Source organism: Bacillus sp. GW823-FHT06B01, from assembly GCF_058952315.1.
On the sequence record NZ_JBXAHR010000001.1, the window covers coordinates 1243834 to 1266881 of the forward strand.

A 23048-nucleotide genomic window follows, 5' to 3' on the forward strand; every position below is an offset into this window, starting at 1 on the left:
GATTTTATCACATAATTCTGTTTTTTAAAGTGATACATAATAAAAAGAGCACCCTTTACAGATGCTCTTCTTCATTAATTAATACGTAAATGTAATTGTCGCTAATGAATAATCTGCCATTGCACTATATGGTGCTACTTCATAAGATACACGTTTTGCACCTTTTGGCCAATTTATTTCATTTAACACTTTCTTTATATCTTGCATTGTTCCATCCATCGATTGCTTATATCGTACTTCTACCTTTTCAGGCTTAGAAGCGAATTGTTGCTGTAATTTTTTCTTAAATTCACTATAATTATCTGCCCCGTATTGTGCAGACAAATATTTTAAATTTGTTTCGTTTAACATTTGTTCATACGCAGCAGTCTTTGAACTACCCGCTTTTATTTTGTTTGTTAATTCATTAAAGTAACTTGTAGTTGCCGCTGGATATTTACTGCGATCCCAGTCGTGATCTTTACTTAATTGCTCATCAGACATATTAAAATATGAATATGTTACGCGTCCAGCTTTATCGGGTACTGGATCATCGAATGTAGTATCAAGATGATACCATTTGTTTTCAATGTTCACTAAATTCCATGCGTGAGCTTGTCCATTTCCTGTACCTGTTACAATATGGTTTTGGATACCTGCTTCTTTTAGCAATTCATATGTTAATAACGTATATCCTTGGCAAACGGCAGAACGATTTGCTAATGCTTCATATGCTGTATACGCTTTATAAGACGTATCATACGATACATGCTTTACAACGTAATCATGAATAACTTTTACTTTCTCATGCTCATCCATTCCAGGTTTTACAATTGAACCGATAATTGCTTTTGCCTGGGATTTTACATATTGTGTTTGCTCTTTTGATTCACGGTATTTCACTTGCAATGTAAACGTATAGTTTCCTGGTAACCCTTTAATAGAATATTTAGTAGACGCTACATTATATTTTACATACTCATCTGCATCTACAATTTTATTAAACTCGCCATACAATTGGTCCATAACATTTCTAGCATTTCTATCTTTCGTTTTATATGTGATTGTAATATTTTCTTCTCGATTATCAACCTGTTTTTTTAATTCTTTTCGGAAATCATCTAATAGCTTTGCATCTGATTGTGTTGTCGCTACAGACGGATTCGTAGCTGCATAAGATACCGTTGACGCGTGTAAGCCTCCCATTACTATAGTTGAACAAAGCAGGGTAGCTGTCACATACTTACTTGTCTTTCTCATCTTTTCACTCCTTACATTCTATAACTATACGAAAAAGTATCGTATAGTTTCAGAGTATACAATACTTTTCCGTATAGGTCATATGAGATTATGCATATTTAACATTGTAAAAAGGTTGTTCTTTTTACAAGAACAACCTTTTTCATTAACAAGTTTGTAATACACAACACGCATTTTCAAAACGTCGATTTTTTAAGTCTTCATTTCCAATACAGAAATAAAGCATTCCTAAATCTCCCCACATCATATTACAATTTTTAGTATCTGAATCGATTTGGAATAAAAGCGTCATTTGCTGCGGGTCTATCCCCATATATTCTCCTGTCTCATATAATACTTCCTCTTGTACAGAGAATGGCTCACCAAACATTTGATGGTTATCATAGTTGTCTGGGATTAGTTCTTCAAGCAATTGTAAGAAACGATCTGAATCAGCCTCATCTTCAATGAAAAGCTCTGGCAATTTATATGTCAGTTCAAAAGTAGTTGCACACTGGTTATAATTTGTTTGCAATTCATCTGCTCTTCGTAATTGCTCTACAGGAACATCATAATAAAGTACACGCCCCGCTTCAGTTGGATTCACATCTTCTTCAAAGTAATTTTCAATGCTAAAGAAATATAACATCCCTGTCTTAGGAAGATTGTGACCCATACCAACATTTTGTAAATCATTTAAATTAAATTGAGCGATAAATTGTAATGGATTTCCTTTGTGCATTGGGTATTCCAATGTAGCTGGCAAGTCAGGAACTCCTCCCATTTTCGAACTACCTACCGCAACTGTTTCCTCCTGCTTTGGCACAACTTTTACACAAGGAAATACAGTGTGAATAAGTTCCTCTTTTAAATGTGTCAGCCCATATTTATCAATTAATACTTCAATTTGTTTATTCATAAATTCTCCTTATATTTACATACTTATTTGTATCATCGCACAAAAATTATACTCCATTCTTTGTAAAAACAACAAGCCTCCAAAAAAACGGGCTCTTCCTCCATACGCGAACAAGTTAAAAAAAGCATAGTATACATTGTTCCTACAAACACGATAGTTCATTATTTCTTCCAGTACATTTTCCCCTCGTTCATTTTTATTTTTAATTTAAGGAGGAATTCCACATGGGTTACGGATATAGTTGCGGCGGTTACGGTTACGGCGGTTACGGCGGTAGTTGTGGTGGATGTGGTTATGGAGGTTTCGCTTTATTAATCGTTTTATTTATCCTTCTAATCATCATCGGAGCTAGCTGTTGGGGCGGCTTTGTAGGCTGCTAGTAAATTTAAAAACTATTACAAAAAAGCACGTACAATACGTGCTTTTTTGCCATTTTCAAATCTTTTATTCGAAAGGAAGTATGATTGATGAAGATTGATGGTGTTTTTGAAGGAGGCGGTGTACGCGGAATTGCGCATGTAGGAGCAATTTGCGCGTTAGCTGAAAAAGGCTATGAATGGGAGCGTGTAGCTGGAACATCAGCTGGTTCCATTATCGCTGCGCTCCTAGCAGCAGGATATTCTTGTTCAGAGTTAAAAACGATTATAACTGATATCGATTATAATAAATTTACGAAGAGAACCTTTATTGACAGAATCCCGTTTATCGGAAAAGGATTAAGCGCATGGACTACTCTTGGTATTTACTCTAATATTTTTATAGAAGAATGGATGGAAGAATTACTTCGCAAAAAAGGAGTTCACTTATTTACAGATTTACCTGATTTAAATAAGCTTAAAATTATCGCTTCTGATATAAGTAATGGCAAAATGGTTATCTTTCCCGATGACTTACCGAACTACGGATTTTTAAATTATCGCTTCTCTATTGCTAAAGCTGTAAGAATGAGTAGTACAATCCCTTTCTTCTTTGAACCGGTAAAATGGAGAACCCCTAAATGGAAGCAACCTTGTTATATGGTTGATGGAGGGATTTTAAGCAATTACCCAATTTGGATTTTCGACTCACCTTCCTCTCCTCGCTGGCCAACATTTGGATTTCATTTCGTAAAAGATGAGATTCAAGCTGATCCTGCCCATTATAACGAGCCTATCTCCATGTTCAAAGGACTTTTTAAAACGATGATGCAAGCCCATGATTTACGTCATTTAGATAAGGAATCAAAAGCAAGAACGATTACAATTCCAACAGGATCCATTACAAGTACCAACTTTGAGTTAACAAAGGAAGAAAAAGAGTGGCTTTACAATTCTGGTTATAACGCCGCAAATAAGTTTTTACAATCTTGGAACTTCAGACAATATATTGATGACTATAGAAACGGAAATCAGGACCGAAAAACAAATCGGTATTTCCGTCAACTTGACTCATAATACTATTATTTTTCATACGAGAACACGTAACGCTTTCAAAAAAATAAGCCTAGTAATATCATAGATTACGAGGCTTATTTACTTCCTGCATAAATTATTATACGTCTCTTAAGGATACGTTAACCCTTTAGCTTCTTCCGCAGTAATAACGGTATATCGATTTCCCGTTCGTAACCCTAACAATTCTGCTTTTTCAATTGCATCCTGCTTCGTCTCCGCATAAGCAGCTAAATATTTTTCTCCATTAATAATTTGGCAAATTACGTATTGTTTCATTACTTTCTCCTCTTACTTTTTCATTAGTTGTGCAAGTTTTTTGATACCTATTTCAATTTCTTCTAACGTTGCGTATGAATAGGATAGACGCAAAAATTGGTTTGCACTTCTATCATACAAAGTACCTGGATTTAATAAAATCTTTTCTTTCAAAGCTTTGTCAAATAAGCTACGGTTCGAAACGGGTACATTCATATGTAACCAAATATAAAAACCACCTGTCGGTTCATACCATGTTGCTATATCACGACAATATTTCTCTAACATTTGCAACATAAAATCTCTACGTTTTTTCAACTTAGTTCTTACAAACTGTAAATGTTCATCATACAATCCATCTGCAAACCATTCCGCTGCAATTTGCTGGGATATAGAACTTGAACCATAATCTGTTTGCATTTTTATGTCTGCCAATCTTTGAATGACTGGCTCAGATCCAACAATCCATCCAATTCTTAATCCTGGACTAATGACTTTAGACATACTCCCAATATGCAGTACAATTCCGTTTTTATCATATGCTTTTAAAGGCTTTGAAATAGGCTCATCAAACCATAAGTCTTGGTACACCGCGTCTTCTATAATAGGCAAACCAATTTCGTTACATATTTCCATCACTTCTATTCGTTTCTTCGCATTCATACTAAAGTTCGTCGGATTATGAAAAGACGGAATTGTATATAAAATAGATGCATTAAATTGCTTCTTATATTTCGTAATATATGATGCATGTAAACCGTTCTCATCCACTGGTATACCAATTAAACGCATTCCTGCAGATTGAAAAACATTAAGCGAATATAAATAAGATGGTTTTTCTAATAAGATGGATGCCCCTTTTGGAAGAAGCCCCATAGAAATAAGTTGCAACGCTTGAATTGCTCCTGAAACAATTAATATAGAATCAGGAGTTACATCTATACCATGTCCTTTTAAATAGTCAGCAATTTTCTTCCTTAAATAGAAATTCCCTTTTGGTTCTTCATACCCAAGTATCATGCTCGACTTTAAAAGCTTATTCATAATATCTTTCATCTTTTTTTCAGGTAAAAGACTCGGCGTGAGCTCACCTGTTCCTAAACGAATTACATGCGGATAAAATTCAGCTTGATTAATCTCTTGAATAGCAGGCAGATTTGGGTAATGAAGTCCTGTTTCTACATAAGACTGCCAATTAGGCGGGGGTGCGTACGTTGAAGCATTCTCATTATTATTTACAACAATTGTTCCTTTCCTGCCATTTCCTTCAATGTATCCCTTTGCCACTAGCTCATCGAAAGCCATTACAATTGTACTCCGGTTCACACCGAATGTATGTGCCAAATCTCTTTGTGAAGGTAATTTCGTTCCAACAGTCCATTCTCCATTAACGATTCTTTCTTTTATATACGTTTCTATTTGTTTATACAGAGGAGTCGCTAGAGACATATTCGGTTTCCAAACGAATCTTTCCATCATATCACCTTATATTCTTTTTGGTTGGTAACCTCTCCAACCATATGGATGGATACAAATTTTCATTTCTTCTATACAATATACACTATCATACTGAATTAAAATAGGAGGTAATATGATGAGTGAAGCAATTATTCATGGTATCATTCTTGCATTTGGTCTTATCATTCCATTAGGCGTCCAAAATGTTTTCGTCTTTAATCAAGGTGCGAGCCAACCAAACATTTGGAGGGCAGCCCCTGTCGTATTAACTGCCTCTATATGTGATACGCTACTCATATTGATTGCGGTGCAGGGTGTCTCCCTTGTACTCCTTACTTTTTCTTGGCTAACTAACACGTTATATATAATTGGATTTTTCTTTCTCCTATATATGGGCTTTGTTATTTGGAGAAGTAACCCTTCCAACGATATAAACACAGAAAACAGTATGCCATTAAAAAAGCAAATCCTTTTCGCTGCATCGGTTTCGTTATTAAATCCACATGCAATTTTAGATACAATCGGTGTAATCGGAACAAATTCTATTCAATACATAGGAAGTGAAAAATGGGCTTTCACACTTGCAACTATTATCGTTTCTTGGATTTGGTTTATAAGCTTAGCCTTAGCGGGGAAATTTCTAAAAAGAATAGACTCAACCGGAAAAACAATCGTATTATTAAATAAGTTTTCGGGTATCATCATTTGGGGTGTCGCGCTTTATATGTTAAAACAAGTTATGTATTCTTAATGAACGAAAGAGAATTGCATGTTACTGAAAACATCATGCAATTCTCTTTCAAATTATGAAGTAGGTTCCGGTTTCTGTTTTACGTTCTTTGCATCTTTTGCTGGTTTAATCCAAATCATTGCTATAACGGCACCAATACCAGCGAAAATACTTGTTACATAAAACACTTCATGGTCAGCACCTTTCATGAAAAAAGAATATAGAGGTGGGCCAGCTGCTACACCGATAAATCGCATGGAACTATAAAAAGATGTAACCGTTCCCCTTTGCTCCTTTTCAATTCCTTGTGTAATTAGGGAGTCTAAACATGGGAGTGCCATACCAATTCCTATCCCCATGATAACGAGACAAAGAAGTAGTAAATAAATCCCTTTTATAAATAAAGGAATGATGACTGATGCAGCTGCCATTAAAAAACCAATATAAATACACTTCTTCATAACATTTTGATTATCTCCAATTTTTTTACCGGCCATATATGAACTAAGTGACAGTACAAGTAGCGGGATAGCAAGTACACACCCTTTCCATACACCATGAATGTCATACTTTGATTCCAGTATCGTCGACAAATAAAAGAGAATTCCGAATAAAATAAGCATAATAATTGCACCTAATGCAAAAATGGCAATTAACCATCTTCCCTTTTCTCGAAACGTAGAAATAATCGATTTTATAAACTCTTTAAGTGGTGGTACTTCTCCTTCTTGTTTCTTTGCCTTTACTAGAACAAGTAACAAAACAATTGATACTACGCATAAAACTGGAATCGCCCAAAATGGTAAGAACCATACAATGGCAGCAAGAGCAGATCCTAAAATAGGGCTCAGCACTTTTCCAAATGTATTGGATGTTTCAATGATTCCTAAACCTGTACTAACTTGTTTTTCATCTTTATATAAATCACCAACACAAGGTATAACAACTGGCATTGCACCAGCTGCACCAATACCTTGAATCGCTCTACCAATCAGTATCCAAGTGTAGGGATTATCAACTTTCCATGATACCCAACCTGTTACCGCTCCGCCTATAGCCGCAATCAGCAAACTCGGAACCATTATCATCTTTCGTCCCCATCTATCTGATAAATAACCAGCAATCGGTATAAGTAAAATGGCTACAATAGAGTAAATTGTAATAATCATGGATACTTGAAACGATGAAATATGTAATTTCTTTTCGATAGTCGGTAGGATTGGAATAAGCATTGAATTCCCTAATGTCATAACAAGTGGAACTGATGCAAGCGCAATTAAACAACAGTTTTCTTTTTTTAACATGTTGGCTTCGGAACCCTTTCATCGTATATTTCTGACCATATAATAGCCCTGCTGGAACGTAATTTTTCATTCCACCAGGGCTATTACATCTTTACTACTTCCCATTCACAACAAAAGAAATTGGGGAAAATATAGTATTATTCCTATTCTTTGAATCCAGTTCGCAATATATTCATACCAATTAATTGAAAAAAAAAAAGAAAGGAAGAATCCTTCCTTTCTCCTATAACCTTCTACAATTAGCGAGTATATCCGCCACCAAGTTGTTGTTCTGCCATCGCTACTAGACGTTTTGTAATTTCACCGCCTACAGAACCGTTTGCACGTGAAGAAGTATCAGCGCCAAGTTGTACACCAAATTCTTGTGCAATTTCATATTTCATTTGATCTAAAGCTGCTTGTGCTCCATGTGATGCTAATTGATTAGAGTTACGATTTCTAGCCATTACCAATCACCTCCTTATTTATATATAAATTGTGTTAAATTTTAATTTAAATACATGGTAATTTTTGGTTATTTATATTTTTAAAAAAAGAGTCTCTACAATGAGAGACTCTTACATCATTTTATATTAAGAAGTTACTACTTCTAAATTTCTATTTGTTAATACTTTCATTTCTTCTTTTAATATATCCTTCGCATTATGTCCAAACCATTCGAGTGAAGCAAAATGGTCAGTATTTCTCACTTCCTGAATAATCTCATCATAATTTACCACACCTTCAAATAATGGAACCATACCAATTCGACTTCCCGCTGCTGCATATACATTATTTGGTTCAAACACATGCAAATAATCTGCTGACGATATATTCTTAAAATGGTAATGTTGTATCCACGGCTTTAGTCGATGGAAGCTGTCTATTGGATCTGCACCAGACTCCCATATATGAAGAAAATCAAGGTTTATTTTCAAATTCGGATGATCTACTTCTCCTAATAATTCCAAAGTAGAAGGCAGCGTATCCGTTAACGTATTTGGATGTGTTTCTAAAAGTACATACATATTATGCTGAGCAAATACTTCACAAATCATGCGAATACGATTCACATACTCTTTTCTCTCCTGTTCCGAGAAATCTTCGCTACCTTTTTGTCCAGCAAACGTACGAATTTTGTTTGTTTTAAACCAATTAGCTAATATTGCAAGTTGTTCACATTTCTCTATTGTTTTTTCAAAATCTGCCGATAATGATATGTCTAAGTAATCACTTATCATCGTAATTTCCAAGCTTTTATCCTTTAAACAATTCAATTCTCGTTCTGTCGTTTCATACTCTTGCATATACAAATTTTGTGCATGAGTCCCCCACAATTCAATTCCTTCAAAACCGTTTTCATATGCAAATTGAACAATATCAGTAAATGAAATTAATTGATGACGAAAGGAAATAGTACATAATGAATATTTCATAGGTTTGAACTCCCTTATCTTAAATTCAGTTAGGTTTTTAAAACGCTAAGACAGACTCGTTTGTTTTCATTTCTTTCCATGATAAAAACTGTCTCTCTAATTCAGCCTTAATTTGCAGTTCAATTGCATTCATTTCATCCAACTTTTCAACAATTGATAATAACATGCCTTTATTATTCGTCATCGCCATTTTAATTGCTCGATACTGTACATTTGTAAATCCTTGTACAGTATCCTCTACCCGATCACACCAATAATCAAACTCTTGCTCCGAATATTGCAACGTTTCACGGAAGTATGCAAAGGCATGTTCATAACTATATTTACGAATTGCAAGTACTGGTATTTGCTTCACTGCCGCTACAAGACCAGAAAGCGAATAACCTTCTTCTTCATTTGCCATTTTTATAATTAAATTTTTCAATTCCATAGTCAGTTCATTGTCATTTCTTTTGAAAGTTTCTATGAAATAACTCGCTACCATTTCTTCTGTTGGCTCGTGAATTTCTTCTACATCAATGAAATACCCTCCACCAAATGGGTTATCTTGAACAGAGTGAAGCACTTTTTCTCTTTCCATATTCCCTTCCCAGCGAAAATCAGGATCTAGCATGAACCATTCTTCATCTTTCTCTGTCTTCGATATCATTAAATAATGCGGAAACGGTTTTTGATGAAATTTATTTTCCCTCTCTGGCAATAGAGACATATCAACCATTACAATGACATAGCGATTTTCTGGCTTGTTTTCTACTAATTGTAAAAACGTTTCTACATTGCTATCTTTACCTTTTGCATGATCATACCATTCGTTCACTTTCATACCATACAATTTTTCATACCATAATAAATAATTATCATGGTTAATATTTTCGGAGTGATACGAGATAATGCCGCCTTCTGTTATATCAAAATCTCCGTCCCATAATCCAAAATAAAATGGACGGAAATCTATATCGCTACGCCTTTTTATAATTTCACAAAAACAACTCACTAAACAGTGAACTTTAATTGAAGTCATATTCTCATCCACTTTCCTAAAGGTTAATTATTCACATTTACTACTTATACCGGCTGTAACTCCTCCATAAAATCAAGCAAAGATCCTACAGTAAGAAATGCTTTTGGGTCTACCTCATCCTCTGGAACGGATAGCTTTACATCCATTTCTATGTAGACTATGAGTTGTAACATCATTACCGAATCTATATATAAATCTTGGTTTAAACGCATCGTTTCTTCTAAATGCGTTACATTTTTTAGCTCCATTTTTTCTGTCATAATTTTCAACACTTCATTTTTTAATGTTTCACGTCTCATGTTGTAACCTCTCCCATCTCTAGTAATTTTCTACTTACTTTTCCAGTTTTATTTTTCGGAATTTCAGTTACACTTTCAATCTCATACGGAACTTTATAAGATGGTAAATGCTGCATACACCATTCTCTTATTCGCACTGGATCAACATGAGAGATTACTTTCGCTTTAACAACTTCGCCCATCACAGGATGTTTTCCCCGATATACAATTGCCTCTTGAACGCCTTCTAGTCGAAGCATTGTTTCTTCTACCTCTATCGGAAAGACTTTTAATCCTGAAACGTTAATCACATCATCCATGCGCCCCATAAAATGAAGACCATGCTCAGATTTATACCCCAAATCTTTAGTGAAAATTTCCTTATCTTTCATTTTCACTACGATTTCTTCGGGCATATTTTCATCTGAACCTATACTTATACTCGCATGAGGTAGTGGATTACCTAAATCTAAATGGCTTTTCATATTATGACATATACTAATACAACCTGCTTCAGAACAACCGTATTGCTGCATCATATATGTTGTCATTTCTTTTAGTTTATAAAATAATGCTTCTGGTAAAGGTGATCCGGATGTCATAATTTTATGAAACTGAAACGTTCCTTGCGGGAAACTCCCCATAATATGTAACATAAGCGGTACTGCATAAATGATATGTTTTTCTGTATTGCGAACTATATTTAATGCGAATTTAGGGTTTTTATTCGTAATGATGATAGGTTTGCTTCCTCGCGTAATTGCAGATAACGTACCACATATTAGTCCGTATGAATGTGAAACAGGAGCCATAACGATCGGCTCTTCATCTACTTCACAGTTTAAAGCTTCATTATAAGCAGTAATTTCTGTATCCACTTCCGCCCATGCTCTACGAATCAGTTTTGGTTCTCCTGTTGTTCCAGAACTATATTGCAATAAAGAAGGCTCTTCTAGTAAAGCGTTCACTACTTCTAATTTCGTAAAATCGGGATATTCTCCATATAATATCCCGATACAATTTGCACGCTTTGCCATTTCAATAGCCGTTTCTTTTGGCGTATCTTCATGTATAAGCAATACTGATGATTTCTTTTCTTTTAAGAAAAACACAAGCGTAATAATATCGAATGGATCTTTCAGACAAAGCGCGAATCTATTTCCTGCTGCTTTTTGAAATTGTTCCATTTCCTCATAAATTTGTAATCTCAAATCAAAATCACTTTTGCTATACTCTTGTTTATTAACGATTAGCATAATTTCCCCCTGTAACAACTGATTTTTGTTTGATAAGTTGTCTTGCTCTATACAATGGATTTGGAACTTCATGAACAAGCGAGTCCACATCCATATATAATCGTCGCTTCGTTAATTGCTCAGCATAGAATGTAGGAGTGTATAGCTGAATACTTTCAAATCTATCTTTCAAGTGTGGATATTTTCTAAAATGATTTTCAATTTCTTCGACAACTATCATCCAAAAAATTTCTTCTTTCCAATCATATTCGTCTGCAAGTACGAAAGCTAATTCTCCTACATTAAATAAGAACAGTGCATCTAATACCATCTCTTGTAAACATTCAATACGATCCATTTCAAAGAAATCATTCATTTTCCCATTCGCATACGTTTTATGCATTTTAGTAAAGTCTGGACATTTATTCATTTCTTTTAAGAATGGACGATAAAACTCAAGTCCTTCATGGAAATCCTTTAATGCAATACGGAAAGGTAGCCCTTCTTTATGAACTAAAATCATATTTTGTCCGTGTGATTCTAATGCGATTCCATACTCTACAACAAGATGTATAACTGGTGTGATCGCTTTTTGAATCAGTAATCGTAGCCAATTTTCTATCCCATATTTGTTTAACCATGCATCAATAACTGGTGTCCCGTCTTTCTCCTTTGCATATAAGCCGTTAAAGGGAACCGCATCCTCTTGCTCATCTAAATATTTATGAACGCTTTCACGCCAAATGCACCCTAATGAACCATATGTGGCTTTCTTATTCGTATCATACGTTACACTCGAAAATTCCTTTAACAAAATAATGCGCGATTCATCCCTTAAATAAGAATCCTGACTTACGACATCACTTAACCAATTCGATATAGCTGGTGCACTCACAACTGAATATGGTTTCAGCGTACGGAGTGTTGAAGTGTTAAGTATGTTCAGCGATAACTTTACATATGGTCTCTTTGGATTCGTAACATTTCTTAACGTCCTCATCGATTGTTGCGCGCAATAATCATCCGCTGATTGTCCTAAATAAATTATATTTTTATCCTGTATATGATCAGCGTAATTTGGAATGATGAAATTCTCCCACTGCCAAGGATGAACAGGTATAAACACGTACTGTTTTGGATTACATCCCGCACTGTGAATTCGTTCCATATACGTTTCTAATGTATGCTCGCCTATCTCACCTTTTAAAATATTGTCATAGATCATTTCATTTTCATAACCTACAGTCGCATACTTCTTATGAGATGCAATCCATATAATTTTTATTGGTCTCATAAATTCATATCCATATTGAAAATTGTCACGATATTGAAACCCAATGCGTGCTTTATAGCTAGGATGATATGGATGACCGTCTATTAAATGGCTTTCAAATTCATCGTACGATTTTTGGGTATATTTCACCTTATTATGTCTTTCATATTGTACAATCGTGTCTTTAAATATCGTTTGTTCTAATTCATGAATAAAAGAATCTAATTTCGTTTGTTCTACGTTAACAATTCGAAAAACTTCTTCCAAAAATTGCGAAACTGATTGTATTTCTTGTTTTTCCTCTTGAACTCTTATTACTAATGAATCTATAGAGATACGTCCAAATGTCATTCGTTCTCTTCCGTAACATTCATACGTGACACTTTTGTTGTCCTCATCAAGTCCTTGTATAAGAAAAAGAATTTGTTCTTCGTTTTCTATGCGAATTGGCGTAATAATCCCCTCATAAATTAACGACTCTACTAATTGACGTAACACTCTTCTTCGTACTGAAATATAATCTTTTGATTCAAGCGCTTTCAATATTCTCGTATGATACATGTCCATTCTCATAACTCCTCCACCTTATGAAAAATACCATTATTTGTATTACGTGAAATTTTAACGTTATTTATGAACGGACAGCTACTTCTCTAACGAGCGGATTCTGTACCTGTACGTAAATTGCTTGTTCTAAAGGATTACTTAACTCATCGACATCGAAAAATCTCGTTAATAAATTTGCTTTACATGCCAACTTATCCTCTTCTAACAATTCTCTTAAAAAGGTAGAAGGTTCACGGTTATACGAAAGGAACGCTTCAAGTACAGATCTTAATTCAGAGAGAAGAATTTCCTCCTTAATTAATCCTGCTGTGCCAAAACCGTTAATGAGACCAAACATATGATTGAAAATTAAGTAGTAACGAAATCTCTCATCTACAATATAATCGTCATATAGATTTCCAGTACGTTCTCCAATGCCAGCCAACTCATTATTAAGCGTCTCTTTCATTGAATTACAGAAATAAAACCCTTGATTATCACGGAAATAATATTTGACCGGATACCCATCCTTTAGCTGAACAACACTATTTTGCTGATGCGCTTCTACTGCAACACCATAACGTAAGTACATCCATACCATCGGCTTTAAAGAAATATTCATATATCGTCTAAACCAATCTAAACTTACTTCTTCACAGCTTCTACTTTCTACATCTGCTAGTCGATGAATAATATTCGATAAACGAGTACGTTCCCCAGGTATTGCATCTTGAACTAGTCCAGCAATTAAAGTAGCGTCATTTGCATGTTCACCATAAAAAGGGTTCTCTCGTATAATTACTTCAAATCCAGATTCTTTTGCCCCGTAATTTAATGTAATAAATGCTGGATCACAAATAAAATCAAAACCTGGAAACTTATCTAACACTTCACCAATTGCTGTATTTAGCATTTCCTTTCCTTCAAGACCACTCTCTAGTTCCTTCAATTTATTAATACGCATTGAATTTGTTACTTTTACTGGGAATGAAAACTTAAGCATATATTTTGATTGGGGATGATATAACGTCCTAAGTGATGATGTTGCCATATAATACTTACCGACAGGACCGATATATTCAAGTACTCCTTGATCTATCCAATCCTGTACGTATGATTGGTGTAATAGCCATTCTGCCTGAAGCGGATGAATTGGAAGTAATGAATATTCATCTTCATTACAATACTTCGATATAAATTCTTTACAAACCATCTCATCATTACGTAACTCTTCTTTTAGAATTACTGTTGTAGAATCTAACAATAATGATTTTTCATTTACTATATTTTTATGTGCCCTAAAATAATGAAGCTGACATTCTCCTTTTAATTCTGGAGAATACATTGCGCTTTTCCATTCCAAAATACCTTGTCTACTCTTTGGGGTTGGATGCGTTAAATGTCCAAATAATAAAGATTGCTCCGCTTCTATAAAGGATGTATGGAAACCGTATAATGCAGATGTATCTTCTATTCTCTCCTTTGTAAATTCTTCAATATTTTGACAACTACAAATAACTCGAAGCATAAGTTCAGCAGGATTCGTCCCTTCTCCGTAGTTGATAGACATCTCTTTTATTAAGAATGTAATAACAGTAACGTAATCTGCTTTTATAACATTCTTATTTTCTCCCATTTGATAATAAAATTGTTCTCCAAACAAATGGCGATCTGTTGCTGATTTATATATAACTTCTCCATACAAAGTAATGTTTTGTGCCGATAACCGACAACATAAATAAGTAGAGCCAGTATCTCTTTGAAATGAATTGTAGAAAATATCCTCTATCCTTTTATCCGCTGTAATCCATTCTCCACTTCCTGTTTCTCTTAAATAACAATTTAAAAAACTTTGTATTGTTGCATGTTCCGCGATATGTTTCGCACGCTGCATACTTGTCCTCCTCTTTATATGAACACTATCGGAATTTCATATTACAATCGATAATTGAATATCGTTATCAATTAAAATTTTAATTGATTATCATTATCAATTCAATAGTTTATTTCAGAATTTTTAAATCCGAATAAATATTTCTTTTTTTCAGCGTTTCTTTAATCTAATTAAAAATACACAAGAAAAATTCTCACTTTCAAACTACATACTTATTTATTTCATTAGTAATCCCCTTCAAAATAGTTAAACAAAAGAGGTATACATTAATTCGTATACCTCTTTCAAACATAAAGTTTACATAATAATATTATTTATATTCCTCCAACAATAGGCTGTCTCTTCTACCTGTACTCTCTCTAAAAATTTCGTATCAATTTTTTCTGGATTAAATTTTTCATAAAAATTTTTAGAAGGATTATTCGTAACAACCCATACTAAAAGTGATTGCATATCATTGTTTATACATTCCGATAATAAAGCTTGAAATAACTTTTGTCCTATTTTCATTCCTTGATACTCTTGTAAAAGGTAGATTGCATATAATTCCCCATCACAATTATATGTACCACTTCTTTCCACTCCCCCGTCAATGAATCCGATTATTGTTTCATCTGACGTCTCTGCTACAAATCTATATTGGTATTTATCTTCTTGTTGAAAAATGTTTTCCCATTGTTTTTCTCGTTGCTCATATGTTATATTTTCTAAAAATTTGTCAGCAAATATCCCTTTATATGTTGTTTTCCAGCTATCAACATGCACCTTGGCTATACCTCTTATATCATCTTTTATCGCTCTTCTAATATGTATTTCCATCATCTCTCCCCCTTGTTATTCATCATTATATCAATTTATTTCCTTAAAAATCCAAATAAAAAAAGAGCGAATGCACTTCACTCTTTTTTATCACAATTATCTACTTTCCACTTCAACTGAAACAACACGATCAATCTCTTTCAAGGAACTATATAACTCTGTTGTATATAAATCTTCTGGAGCTAAAATAACCATTTCCAGTTGCTGAAATGCTCCACTATCTATATCTTTAATTTTCACTCGTTTCACATGCATACCTAAATTTTTAATTTGCTTAAATATACCATCTAACTCATGATGCTCTTTTACAGTAATTTTTATAGATAAATCCTTTTGTCTTAATGAATACGGACCTGCAATTTTCACAAGTTGTGGAAGTACATTAATTGCTAAAATAATTAAAATCATAGCAACCGTCGCTTGTAAATAAAAGCCCGCCCCAATTGCTATACCTAAAGCTGAAGCAGCCCACACCATAGAAGCTGTCGTTAATCCAGAAATAACATCATTACTTCTTCGTAAAATAACACCTGCCCCAAGAAAACCAATCCCACTCACAATTTGAGCAGCTAGACGCATTGGATCCATATTTGTATGCCCTGGAACAGAATATACATGTACGGCTTCAATTGAAACCATCGTAATTAAACAACTTGCTACAGAAATAACCATACTTGTTTTCACACCAAGCGGTTTATTCTTTAGCTGCCTATCTATCCCGATGAATAATCCTAAAAAGAGTGCTAAACCTAATTTGAGTAAAAATTCATATGACATATTTCCATTCTCCTTACTTTACAATGTTTCCCTTGGAATAATTCACTATAACTCTTTTATGATATCAATTCCAGTCTTTTCTATTCATTTAACGTAAAAAGCCGAAAAAACATTTGTAACGATGTTTCTCCGGCTTTTTATTATGCTTAAGATTCTTCTTTATTTCTGATCTTTAATCTTAATCTCTGCATCTTTGTAGAATGCTAATTTACTGTCATTATACTCTTTTGTAAAATTGTTAAATTGCTCTTTTGATTTTTGTGCTTCCACAGTTAATTCATTAACAGCCTTAACTTTTTCACCAATCTCTTTTAATTTCGTTTCTTTTACTTTTAATTTTTCATACAGTTCTTTTTCAGTCGCTAACGCCTTCGTATAATTTTCATTCATCTTTTGGAATGCATCATAACGGTTTTTATACGACTCTTCTACTGCTTTCACTTGTTTTTGTAACTTCTTATCTTCAAGCTTCTCTATATTTCCTTGAACAGATTTTGTTTCTTTCTGAGCTTTTTCTAACATTTCTTTCTCAGTTTTTAATACTTTTTCACGGTCATCTACATTTGCAGTAGCTTGCTCTATCTTCTTCATAACAGCGTCATTATGATCTTTACCTTCTTGTAAAATTTGAGAATATAGTTCTTGACCTTCATTCTCTAATTTCTCTAACTTCTTCGCTTCATCAACTAATAATTTTTCTTGTGTCGCTGCTGTTTCAAAAGCTGTATATAGATTTTCTTCTGGTTTTTCACCGAAACAACCTGTTAATAGTCCTACTGATAGTGCTCCAACTACTGCTACTTTTCCATACTTCAACGTTCATTCCTCCATTACATACGGTTATCATGCCAGAAATTCACTGGGAAGTGACTCTCTTCATGATAAGCTTCAAACTCATAACCCTTTTCTTTTAACCCTTTTAAAATTGCTGGCACAGCAGCAACTGATTGTGGGTGAATGTCATGCATTAAAATAACTTCCTGTGGTTTTGTTGCATTTGTTATTACGTTTTGAGCAATTTGTGCTGCCGCTGCATCAACTTGTATTTTGTTATATTTCCAATCTAATGAATCAATTGTCCAATCCCATACTTTAAAACCGCCCTCTACCACTTTATTTCGAAGACCTTCATTTAATCCAGGCATCGAACCGTATGGTGGACGTGTTAATTTAGGTGATTTTCCAATAATATTTGCGATTAAGCTTTGATCTTCTTTCATTTCATTTACATACTCGCCATTTTTATATAACTTCGCAAAATTATGTGTCATACTATGCATACCTACATAATGACCCTCTGCATTTTCACGTTTCACTAAATCCGGAAATTCTTTTACATTCGCTCCAATTAAAAAGAACGTCGCCTTCGCATCATGCTGTTTTAACATATTTAACAATTCAGCCGTATATTTCCCTGGGCCATCATCAAATGTAAGATAAGCAACTTTTCTTTCTTTTCCATTAAAACGACTTGGTGCCGTTTTATTCATTTCTACTTTCGGTTGTTCACTTGCAAGCTGTACTACATTTTCTTGTTTTGCAACAGCCTTTGCTGGTGAAGTAATGGATTGAAACATGAAATACCCAATAGCTACTGCTGCAATCGCTATTAAAACGACTACTACTCGTTTAATTTTAAAAGCTTTTTCCATTCTATCGAATTCCTCTCCCTATTAATCTTATATATAAATCACCCAATATAATTATACATCTATTTATTTTATTACACTATATAAACAGACTTTATATGTATTATAATGGGAGTTTTATTAAAATGGTTGTTCCTATTCCTTCTTTACTTATAATACTAAGTGTACCTCCATGAAGCTCCACCATTTTTTTAACGATAGCTAAACCGAGACCAGCACCTGTAGCATGGTTATTAATCTGGTAAAATGACTGTTCTATATATGGTAAATGCTCTTTAGCAATTCCAATCCCTTCGTCTTTCACCTTGATCACTGCTTGTCCTTCATTGTTAGTCGCTTCAATGTGTATTGTACCTTTATCATGTGAATATTTAATAGCATTTTGAACAATATTCAAGAAAATTTGCTTTAGCCTATTTCGATCTCCCCTCAATTCAATTCCTTCTATCGTATTAATAAATTGAATTTCTTTCTCTTCAGCGTTAGGAGTTAATTGCCAAATCGTCTCCTCTAGTATATCGTATATTTGCACCTTTTGTTTATATAAATTGAAATGATTTGATTGTAATCTTGAAAAATCTAGCAATTCTTCTACTAAATGAATCAATCGGTCTGTCTCACCTGATATAATTCCCATACCTTGCTTTATCTCTTCTTCTGTTAAATGATCTACCATTTTTAACGTCTCACTCCAACCTTTAATTCCAGTTAAAGGCGTTCGTATTTCATGAGAAATAGAAGCAATGAATTCATTTTTCATCTGTTCCGCTTTTTCTATTTTATTAGACATATGATTTAAACTATGTGCCAACTCACCTAATTCACCTGGATAATCCTCTTTAATTTTCTTCTTTAATGTACCTTCTGCAATTTGTGAAGAAGCATGAATAATAGATTCGATAGGTTTAACAAACGAATTCGCTAATCGTCTACTGATTAAGAATACGATACCAGAAATGACAATTCCAACTGAAATAGTAAACATAATAATTTCAATAATCTTTGCATTTACATTCGTTAAAACAGTTGTATATTTCAAAGCACCGATCGTTTGTCCTTGATGAATAAGTGGACTAATCACTTCCAATTGTTTCACATTGTCTTTCGTAGCAGTCACTTGATGATACATTTCTCCTTCTAGTAACGAATATGGAATAACTACTTTACCTTCTACCTTTTGTCCACTTGACGATTGTATAATCGTACCATGCCGATCAATTAATTGTAATTCGGTTCCTTCTAACTGAAAGCTCTCAATTATATCCCCGCTGTATTCTTGCAATCGAATAAAGTATAGTGAATTGTATTCAGAGAAAAATCGCGTACTTGTCTTCGCATGAGATTCTATATATTGCACAATACCATTATAATAATATCGATAAATTGAGACTGAAAATACGACTTCAAATAATACAAGCATAAGTATAATGACCGTCATAAAATATAAAGTCACTTTTCTTTTCATCTTATACTTTCCTTCCACACATATCCTTTTCCCCACACAGTAAGAATAAATTCAGGTTCTGATGGATTACATTCTATTTTTTGGCGTAACCGCCTCATATTTACATCTACTACTTTCGTCTCACCTACATAATTCGTTCCCCAAATCATATTTAAAATTTCATCACGTGAAACCGGCTTTGAAGCCTGATTCATCAAATACTGTAATATCATATACTCTGTAGGGGTTAAATCGACTAATTGTCCACCTTTATATAGTCTTTCCTCTATTACATTTAACGAAAATGGGCCAGATATGATGATATTCCCTTTTTCATGATGTACTTCTATTCTCCTTAGTAACGATTGTATACGTGCAGTTAATTCCACTGGACTAAACGGCTTTGCGATATAATCATCTGCACCAATTCCTAGTCCTTGTACTTTATCTTCATTTTGTACGCGTGCGGTTAACATAATAATACCTATTTTTTTATTTTCTTCCCGGATGGATTTACAAACTTGAAAACCATCAATTCCTGGTAACATTACATCAAGTAATGCTACATCAACAGTATGTTCACATAAAATCTGTAACGCCTCTTCTCCCGTACTAGCTTCTAACACATAAAATCCAGCACGTTTCAAATTCAAGACGATAAAACTACGAATAGGCATTTCATCTTCTAAAACTAAAATTGTTGGCATAATTTCCACCTCCCTACTCTTGTTGATAATCGGCTAGCGGTTTTACATATGCTTTCACTTTTTCAAAATGTGGTTGTTTCGGTACGGCATATACGTGAGAAGCCGTTTTGACTGCTGCCTCGTATCCTTTTATTTTGAACCATTCTTTCCGTTTAAATATATGAACTTCAAGCCATAGTTCATTTGTCGTAGTATCTATAAATTTTTGAATATCTGATGCTTCTTGCTGAACTGGAACAGTTATTTTTCCAATTAACGCTTGCGGGATTTTGACAAAATAACCTTTCTCTATATTTATATATCTTTCTTCTATCGGTTTAATTTCATCTTCACTCCACTGAATATAACGTTCAAACATCGTACTCTCTCCGTATGATACTTCTTCCCAACCTTTTGGACGCACTGTACGAACAAATTCAATAATGCCGTCTTCATTTATATCTTTGCTTTCGACTACATAATCATTGAATAAATCTTCTTTCCCATCTATAGGTAGTGGCTCATAATGGCCCTTATCAAATTTTGCTACATATGTTATCCCTGAATGAGCACCAACACCTGCGTCAATTACAACCGCCTTTAGTGATTCAGAAATGCGGCCCATTTGTATTCTTTGAATGCTATTTATAAATGGATCGAATGACGCTTCAGATAAAGTCTTAAATTGTTCCATGAACTCAACTGTCAATTTCTCATCTTTTTCATACGTAACAAGACTTATATCTTTCAGTCCATTTTTATTTAAATCCTCTATGAATAACTTCGTATAACTTCGATTATATATTTCCTTCATATCTTCATTTTCTTCCGAAAAAACATACATAACATGTTCTAACGATTCACGACTTACAGAAATTCCGATTAATAACTCTCGCTTCCCGTTCCCTGTAAAATCACCGACTTCAACGATATCTACATCTCCACCATCAAATCTGTGCGTGGACTTTACTTTCCATCCATTTCCGACTTCTTCATATACAGCTAAGTATACGCTATGATCTTCATTCGGCAATTTATAAAATAAGATGGCTTCTTTCTTATTATCTTGTTTAAAATCCATTGACCAAATCATCTGTTTATCTTTATTAGACATTGGAGTAAGCAATCGATAATTTACAGGCAAATCTTTATCTATTTGCTCTTTTAGTTCATTAATCCATTTCTCATTGGCAGGAGCACCCATTAAACTTGTTGGAGCTTCAGACATTTTACATCCAGTCAACATAAAAATGATTCCCATAATGCCTATCCATTTCTGCATATGATATCTTTCCTTATTACAGATTTTCATTATTTTTCTTTACTTTTTGCTTCTCCAATATTCTCATACATATGAGTATAAGTTTTCTAAAATAAAAAATCGTTACAGAAAAGTTACAAATCCATCTCGATAAAAAAAGATTGGCAAAGGCCAATCTTTTTTTATTATTCATTTCGAACTGGTTTTGGTGTTACACCTAAATGCTCATTTAATTTTTTCGAAATATCTTTTACATTTTTTTCGTTTGGAATGTAATAATAAATACCTCCGATACGTTTATCCGTACCTTCTATTTGCATTTTTTCCATTTCTAAATTAGATCCTGCCATATTTTTTGTAATTGCAAGCATATCATCGAAAGTTAAGTTCGTTTTCATATTTTTATCAACCGCATCAAGTAAAGAGCCCATTTTGCTAATTGATTGCACAGACATCGCTTTTTTTGCAATTGCTTCTATTACAAGTTGTTGTCTTTGTCCACGCATTGCGTCACTATCAATTTTACGCGTTCTTGCAAGTGCAAGTGCTTGTTCTCCATTTAAATGTTGGAAGCCTTTTTCTAAATGAATCATACCCGCTTGGTCTTTACTATCTTGCTCTGTGAAAGTAACAGGTACATCAATATCAATACCACCAAGTGAATCGACAATTTGTACGAATGATTCAAAGTTAAACTTCACATAATAATCAACAGGAACATTTAAAAATCTTTCCACCGTATCTCGTGTACTTTCAACACCACCAAATACGTGTGCGTGTGTAATTTTATCTAATTTCTTTCTAGATGGAATATATACACGTGAATCACGCGGAATACTTACTAATTTAACTGATTTATCATCTTTATTAATTGTTGCTAATAAAAGTGCATCTGTGCGAACAGCTTCACCATATTGACTTTTTCGCATTTCACTACCATCTACACCCATAATTAAAATAGAGATGTTATCCTTTAAAGGCTCAACTTCTTTATCACGTTTTGATGATTTATCAATTTGTGCATACGCATCACTTACAACAGCTTTTGCTTTATTATATATTAATGATCCATATCCTACTCCTCCAAAAATAAGTAGGAAAAATGGAATTAAAATGAACCATTTTATTGACCTTCTTTTAGAACGTTTTTTATTGCTTCTCGTATTTTGTTCTAATTCAGAGCTCATCTTCATTCGCCTCTCTTTCTCTTTCCCTAGTATAATGTATGTCTAGTATTCTTCATATTGAATTTCCTTTCAAACACCTTACATTTTTGTAAGGTTACATGATGAATCCAATATGTATTCCATTTCACATTATACTCTCGTGCTTATTTTTGGCAAGTCACTATTTTTCAACTTCAAATATTTAACACTTCGCAACATTCGAAATTATAGATTTATAAATTTATTCGTTTCGAATCCTTCAATTTT

Annotated in this window: 23 protein-coding genes; 3 read left to right on the plus strand and 20 right to left on the minus strand. The window is 33.8% G+C overall.

The window, feature by feature from the left end; genetic code table 11:
• Positions 1–78: 78 nt before the first annotated feature.
• Both AC1Q8N_RS06475 and AC1Q8N_RS06480 read right to left on the minus strand, forming a co-directional pair.
• Positions 79–1239, minus strand: a complete 1161-nt coding sequence (locus AC1Q8N_RS06475; protein ID WP_098079483.1) for a transglutaminase domain-containing protein — start codon at positions 1237–1239, stop codon at positions 79–81.
• Positions 1240–1384: 145 nt separating this feature from the next.
• Positions 1385–2137, minus strand: a complete 753-nt coding sequence (locus tag AC1Q8N_RS06480; protein WP_088063091.1) for a YwqG family protein — start codon at positions 2135–2137, stop codon at positions 1385–1387.
• 224 nt (positions 2138–2361) lie between these two features.
• On the opposite strand from AC1Q8N_RS06480, the gene AC1Q8N_RS06485 reads away from it, so the two are divergent.
• Positions 2362–2517, plus strand: coding sequence for a YjcZ family sporulation protein (locus tag AC1Q8N_RS06485; protein ID WP_000540426.1), 156 nt, complete (start codon positions 2362–2364; stop codon positions 2515–2517).
• A gap of 87 nt (positions 2518–2604) precedes the next feature.
• Positions 2605–3570: a patatin-like phospholipase family protein gene (locus AC1Q8N_RS06490; RefSeq protein WP_098049217.1), complete on the plus strand. Its 966-nt coding sequence runs from the start codon at positions 2605–2607 to the stop codon at positions 3568–3570.
• Positions 3571–3678: 108 nt separating this feature from the next.
• Here AC1Q8N_RS06490 and AC1Q8N_RS06495 read toward each other — a convergent pair whose 3' ends face one another.
• Both AC1Q8N_RS06495 and AC1Q8N_RS06500 read right to left on the minus strand, forming a co-directional pair.
• Positions 3679–3846: a DUF3933 family protein gene (locus AC1Q8N_RS06495; RefSeq protein WP_087982849.1), complete on the minus strand. Its 168-nt coding sequence runs from the start codon at positions 3844–3846 to the stop codon at positions 3679–3681.
• A 12-nt stretch (positions 3847–3858) separates the two neighbouring features.
• A complete protein-coding gene (locus tag AC1Q8N_RS06500; protein WP_098079481.1) occupies positions 3859–5301 on the minus strand; it encodes an aminotransferase-like domain-containing protein in 1443 nt (480 codons plus the stop codon).
• Positions 5302–5419: 118 nt separating this feature from the next.
• Between AC1Q8N_RS06500 and AC1Q8N_RS06505 the strand changes: the two genes are divergently transcribed.
• Positions 5420–6034 (plus strand): LysE/ArgO family amino acid transporter, encoded by a 615-nt coding sequence (locus tag AC1Q8N_RS06505; RefSeq protein ID WP_098079479.1) that lies wholly within the window; start codon positions 5420–5422, stop codon positions 6032–6034.
• 53 nt (positions 6035–6087) lie between these two features.
• Here the strand turns inward: AC1Q8N_RS06505 and bcbE are convergent, their stop codons facing one another.
• The 16 genes from bcbE to AC1Q8N_RS06585 form a co-directional block, all read right to left on the minus strand.
• Positions 6088–7317, minus strand: a complete 1230-nt coding sequence (gene bcbE / locus AC1Q8N_RS06510; RefSeq protein WP_097858789.1) for a bacillibactin exporter BcbE — start codon at positions 7315–7317, stop codon at positions 6088–6090.
• A 239-nt stretch (positions 7318–7556) separates the two neighbouring features.
• Positions 7557–7763 (minus strand): alpha/beta-type small acid-soluble spore protein, encoded by a 207-nt coding sequence (locus tag AC1Q8N_RS06515; protein ID WP_000113545.1) that lies wholly within the window; start codon positions 7761–7763, stop codon positions 7557–7559.
• Between the two features lie 126 nt (positions 7764–7889).
• Positions 7890–8732: a petrobactin biosynthesis 3-dehydroshikimate dehydratase AsbF gene (gene asbF, locus AC1Q8N_RS06520; RefSeq protein ID WP_088093108.1), complete on the minus strand. Its 843-nt coding sequence runs from the start codon at positions 8730–8732 to the stop codon at positions 7890–7892.
• 37 nt (positions 8733–8769) lie between these two features.
• Complete coding sequence (asbE, locus tag AC1Q8N_RS06525; RefSeq protein ID WP_141520036.1) at positions 8770–9753, minus strand: petrobactin biosynthesis protein AsbE; 984 nt, start codon at positions 9751–9753, stop codon at positions 8770–8772.
• 44 nt (positions 9754–9797) lie between these two features.
• Positions 9798–10052, minus strand: coding sequence for a petrobactin biosynthesis protein AsbD (gene asbD, locus AC1Q8N_RS06530; RefSeq protein ID WP_048543185.1), 255 nt, complete (start codon positions 10050–10052; stop codon positions 9798–9800).
• Positions 10049–11287: an AMP-binding protein gene (locus AC1Q8N_RS06535; RefSeq protein ID WP_493521132.1), complete on the minus strand. Its 1239-nt coding sequence runs from the start codon at positions 11285–11287 to the stop codon at positions 10049–10051. Before AC1Q8N_RS06535 ends, asbD begins: the two co-directional genes overlap by 4 nt.
• Positions 11274–13112 carry an IucA/IucC family protein gene (locus AC1Q8N_RS06540; protein ID WP_141520035.1) on the minus strand — a complete coding sequence of 613 codons (1839 nt, stop codon included), beginning with the start codon at positions 13110–13112 and terminating at the stop codon, positions 11274–11276. The genes AC1Q8N_RS06535 and AC1Q8N_RS06540 overlap by 14 nt, the downstream gene beginning before the upstream one ends.
• A gap of 58 nt (positions 13113–13170) precedes the next feature.
• Entirely contained in the window at positions 13171–14979 is a 1809-nt protein-coding gene (locus AC1Q8N_RS06545) for an IucA/IucC family protein (protein ID WP_048543188.1), read from the minus strand.
• Positions 14980–15276: 297 nt separating this feature from the next.
• Positions 15277–15798, minus strand: a complete 522-nt coding sequence (locus AC1Q8N_RS06550) for a GNAT family N-acetyltransferase (RefSeq protein ID WP_053078512.1) — start codon at positions 15796–15798, stop codon at positions 15277–15279.
• Between the two features lie 96 nt (positions 15799–15894).
• Positions 15895–16575, minus strand: coding sequence for an MgtC/SapB family protein (locus AC1Q8N_RS06555; protein ID WP_000119503.1), 681 nt, complete (start codon positions 16573–16575; stop codon positions 15895–15897).
• A gap of 159 nt (positions 16576–16734) precedes the next feature.
• Entirely contained in the window at positions 16735–17391 is a 657-nt protein-coding gene (locus AC1Q8N_RS06560; protein WP_048543190.1) for a YkyA family protein, read from the minus strand.
• Between the two features lie 14 nt (positions 17392–17405).
• The gene (locus tag AC1Q8N_RS06565; RefSeq protein ID WP_048543191.1) at positions 17406–18227 is read right to left on the minus strand and encodes a peptidoglycan-N-acetylglucosamine deacetylase; all 822 of its coding nucleotides are present in this window, start codon (positions 18225–18227) and stop codon (positions 17406–17408) included.
• A 100-nt stretch (positions 18228–18327) separates the two neighbouring features.
• Positions 18328–19689, minus strand: coding sequence for a sensor histidine kinase (locus AC1Q8N_RS06570; protein WP_098079469.1), 1362 nt, complete (start codon positions 19687–19689; stop codon positions 18328–18330).
• On the minus strand, positions 19686–20375 hold the full coding sequence (locus AC1Q8N_RS06575; protein WP_098079467.1) for a response regulator transcription factor: 690 nt from the start codon (positions 20373–20375) through the stop codon (positions 19686–19688). Before AC1Q8N_RS06575 ends, AC1Q8N_RS06570 begins: the two co-directional genes overlap by 4 nt.
• Positions 20376–20388: 13 nt before the next feature.
• Entirely contained in the window at positions 20389–21636 is a 1248-nt protein-coding gene (locus AC1Q8N_RS06580; protein ID WP_046955000.1) for a hypothetical protein, read from the minus strand.
• Positions 21637–21800: 164 nt separating this feature from the next.
• Positions 21801–22802: an LCP family protein gene (locus tag AC1Q8N_RS06585; protein ID WP_000093639.1), complete on the minus strand. Its 1002-nt coding sequence runs from the start codon at positions 22800–22802 to the stop codon at positions 21801–21803.
• Positions 22803–23048: the final 246 nt, after the last annotated feature.

Excerpts from the sequence above, each read along its gene's own strand:
- AC1Q8N_RS06475 (WP_098079483.1), bottom strand. The coding sequence starts at position 1,239 with ATGAGAAAGACAAGTAAGTATGTGACAGCTACCCTGCTTTGTTCAACT.
- AC1Q8N_RS06480 (WP_088063091.1), bottom strand. The coding sequence starts at position 2,137 with ATGAATAAACAAATTGAAGTATTAATTGATAAATATGGGCTGACACAT.
- AC1Q8N_RS06485 (WP_000540426.1), top strand. The coding sequence starts at position 2,362 with ATGGGTTACGGATATAGTTGCGGCGGTTACGGTTACGGCGGTTACGGC.
- AC1Q8N_RS06490 (WP_098049217.1), top strand. The coding sequence starts at position 2,605 with ATGAAGATTGATGGTGTTTTTGAAGGAGGCGGTGTACGCGGAATTGCG.
- AC1Q8N_RS06495 (WP_087982849.1), bottom strand. The coding sequence starts at position 3,846 with ATGAAACAATACGTAATTTGCCAAATTATTAATGGAGAAAAATATTTA.
- AC1Q8N_RS06500 (WP_098079481.1), bottom strand. The coding sequence starts at position 5,301 with ATGGAAAGATTCGTTTGGAAACCGAATATGTCTCTAGCGACTCCTCTG.
- AC1Q8N_RS06505 (WP_098079479.1), top strand. The coding sequence starts at position 5,420 with ATGAGTGAAGCAATTATTCATGGTATCATTCTTGCATTTGGTCTTATC.
- bcbE (WP_097858789.1), bottom strand. The coding sequence starts at position 7,317 with ATGTTAAAAAAAGAAAACTGTTGTTTAATTGCGCTTGCATCAGTTCCA.
- AC1Q8N_RS06515 (WP_000113545.1), bottom strand. The coding sequence starts at position 7,763 with ATGGCTAGAAATCGTAACTCTAATCAATTAGCATCACATGGAGCACAA.
- asbF (WP_088093108.1), bottom strand. The coding sequence starts at position 8,732 with ATGAAATATTCATTATGTACTATTTCCTTTCGTCATCAATTAATTTCA.
- asbE (WP_141520036.1), bottom strand. The coding sequence starts at position 9,753 with ATGACTTCAATTAAAGTTCACTGTTTAGTGAGTTGTTTTTGTGAAATT.
- asbD (WP_048543185.1), bottom strand. The coding sequence starts at position 10,052 with ATGAGACGTGAAACATTAAAAAATGAAGTGTTGAAAATTATGACAGAA.
- AC1Q8N_RS06535 (WP_493521132.1), bottom strand. The coding sequence starts at position 11,287 with ATGCTAATCGTTAATAAACAAGAGTATAGCAAAAGTGATTTTGATTTG.
- AC1Q8N_RS06540 (WP_141520035.1), bottom strand. The coding sequence starts at position 13,112 with ATGAGAATGGACATGTATCATACGAGAATATTGAAAGCGCTTGAATCA.
- AC1Q8N_RS06545 (WP_048543188.1), bottom strand. The coding sequence starts at position 14,979 with ATGCAGCGTGCGAAACATATCGCGGAACATGCAACAATACAAAGTTTT.
- AC1Q8N_RS06550 (WP_053078512.1), bottom strand. The coding sequence starts at position 15,798 with ATGGAAATACATATTAGAAGAGCGATAAAAGATGATATAAGAGGTATA.
- AC1Q8N_RS06555 (WP_000119503.1), bottom strand. The coding sequence starts at position 16,575 with ATGTCATATGAATTTTTACTCAAATTAGGTTTAGCACTCTTTTTAGGA.
- AC1Q8N_RS06565 (WP_048543191.1), bottom strand. The coding sequence starts at position 18,227 with ATGGAAAAAGCTTTTAAAATTAAACGAGTAGTAGTCGTTTTAATAGCG.
- AC1Q8N_RS06570 (WP_098079469.1), bottom strand. The coding sequence starts at position 19,689 with ATGAAAAGAAAAGTGACTTTATATTTTATGACGGTCATTATACTTATG.
- AC1Q8N_RS06575 (WP_098079467.1), bottom strand. The coding sequence starts at position 20,375 with ATGCCAACAATTTTAGTTTTAGAAGATGAAATGCCTATTCGTAGTTTT.
- AC1Q8N_RS06580 (WP_046955000.1), bottom strand. The coding sequence starts at position 21,636 with ATGCAGAAATGGATAGGCATTATGGGAATCATTTTTATGTTGACTGGA.
- AC1Q8N_RS06585 (WP_000093639.1), bottom strand. The coding sequence starts at position 22,802 with ATGAGCTCTGAATTAGAACAAAATACGAGAAGCAATAAAAAACGTTCT.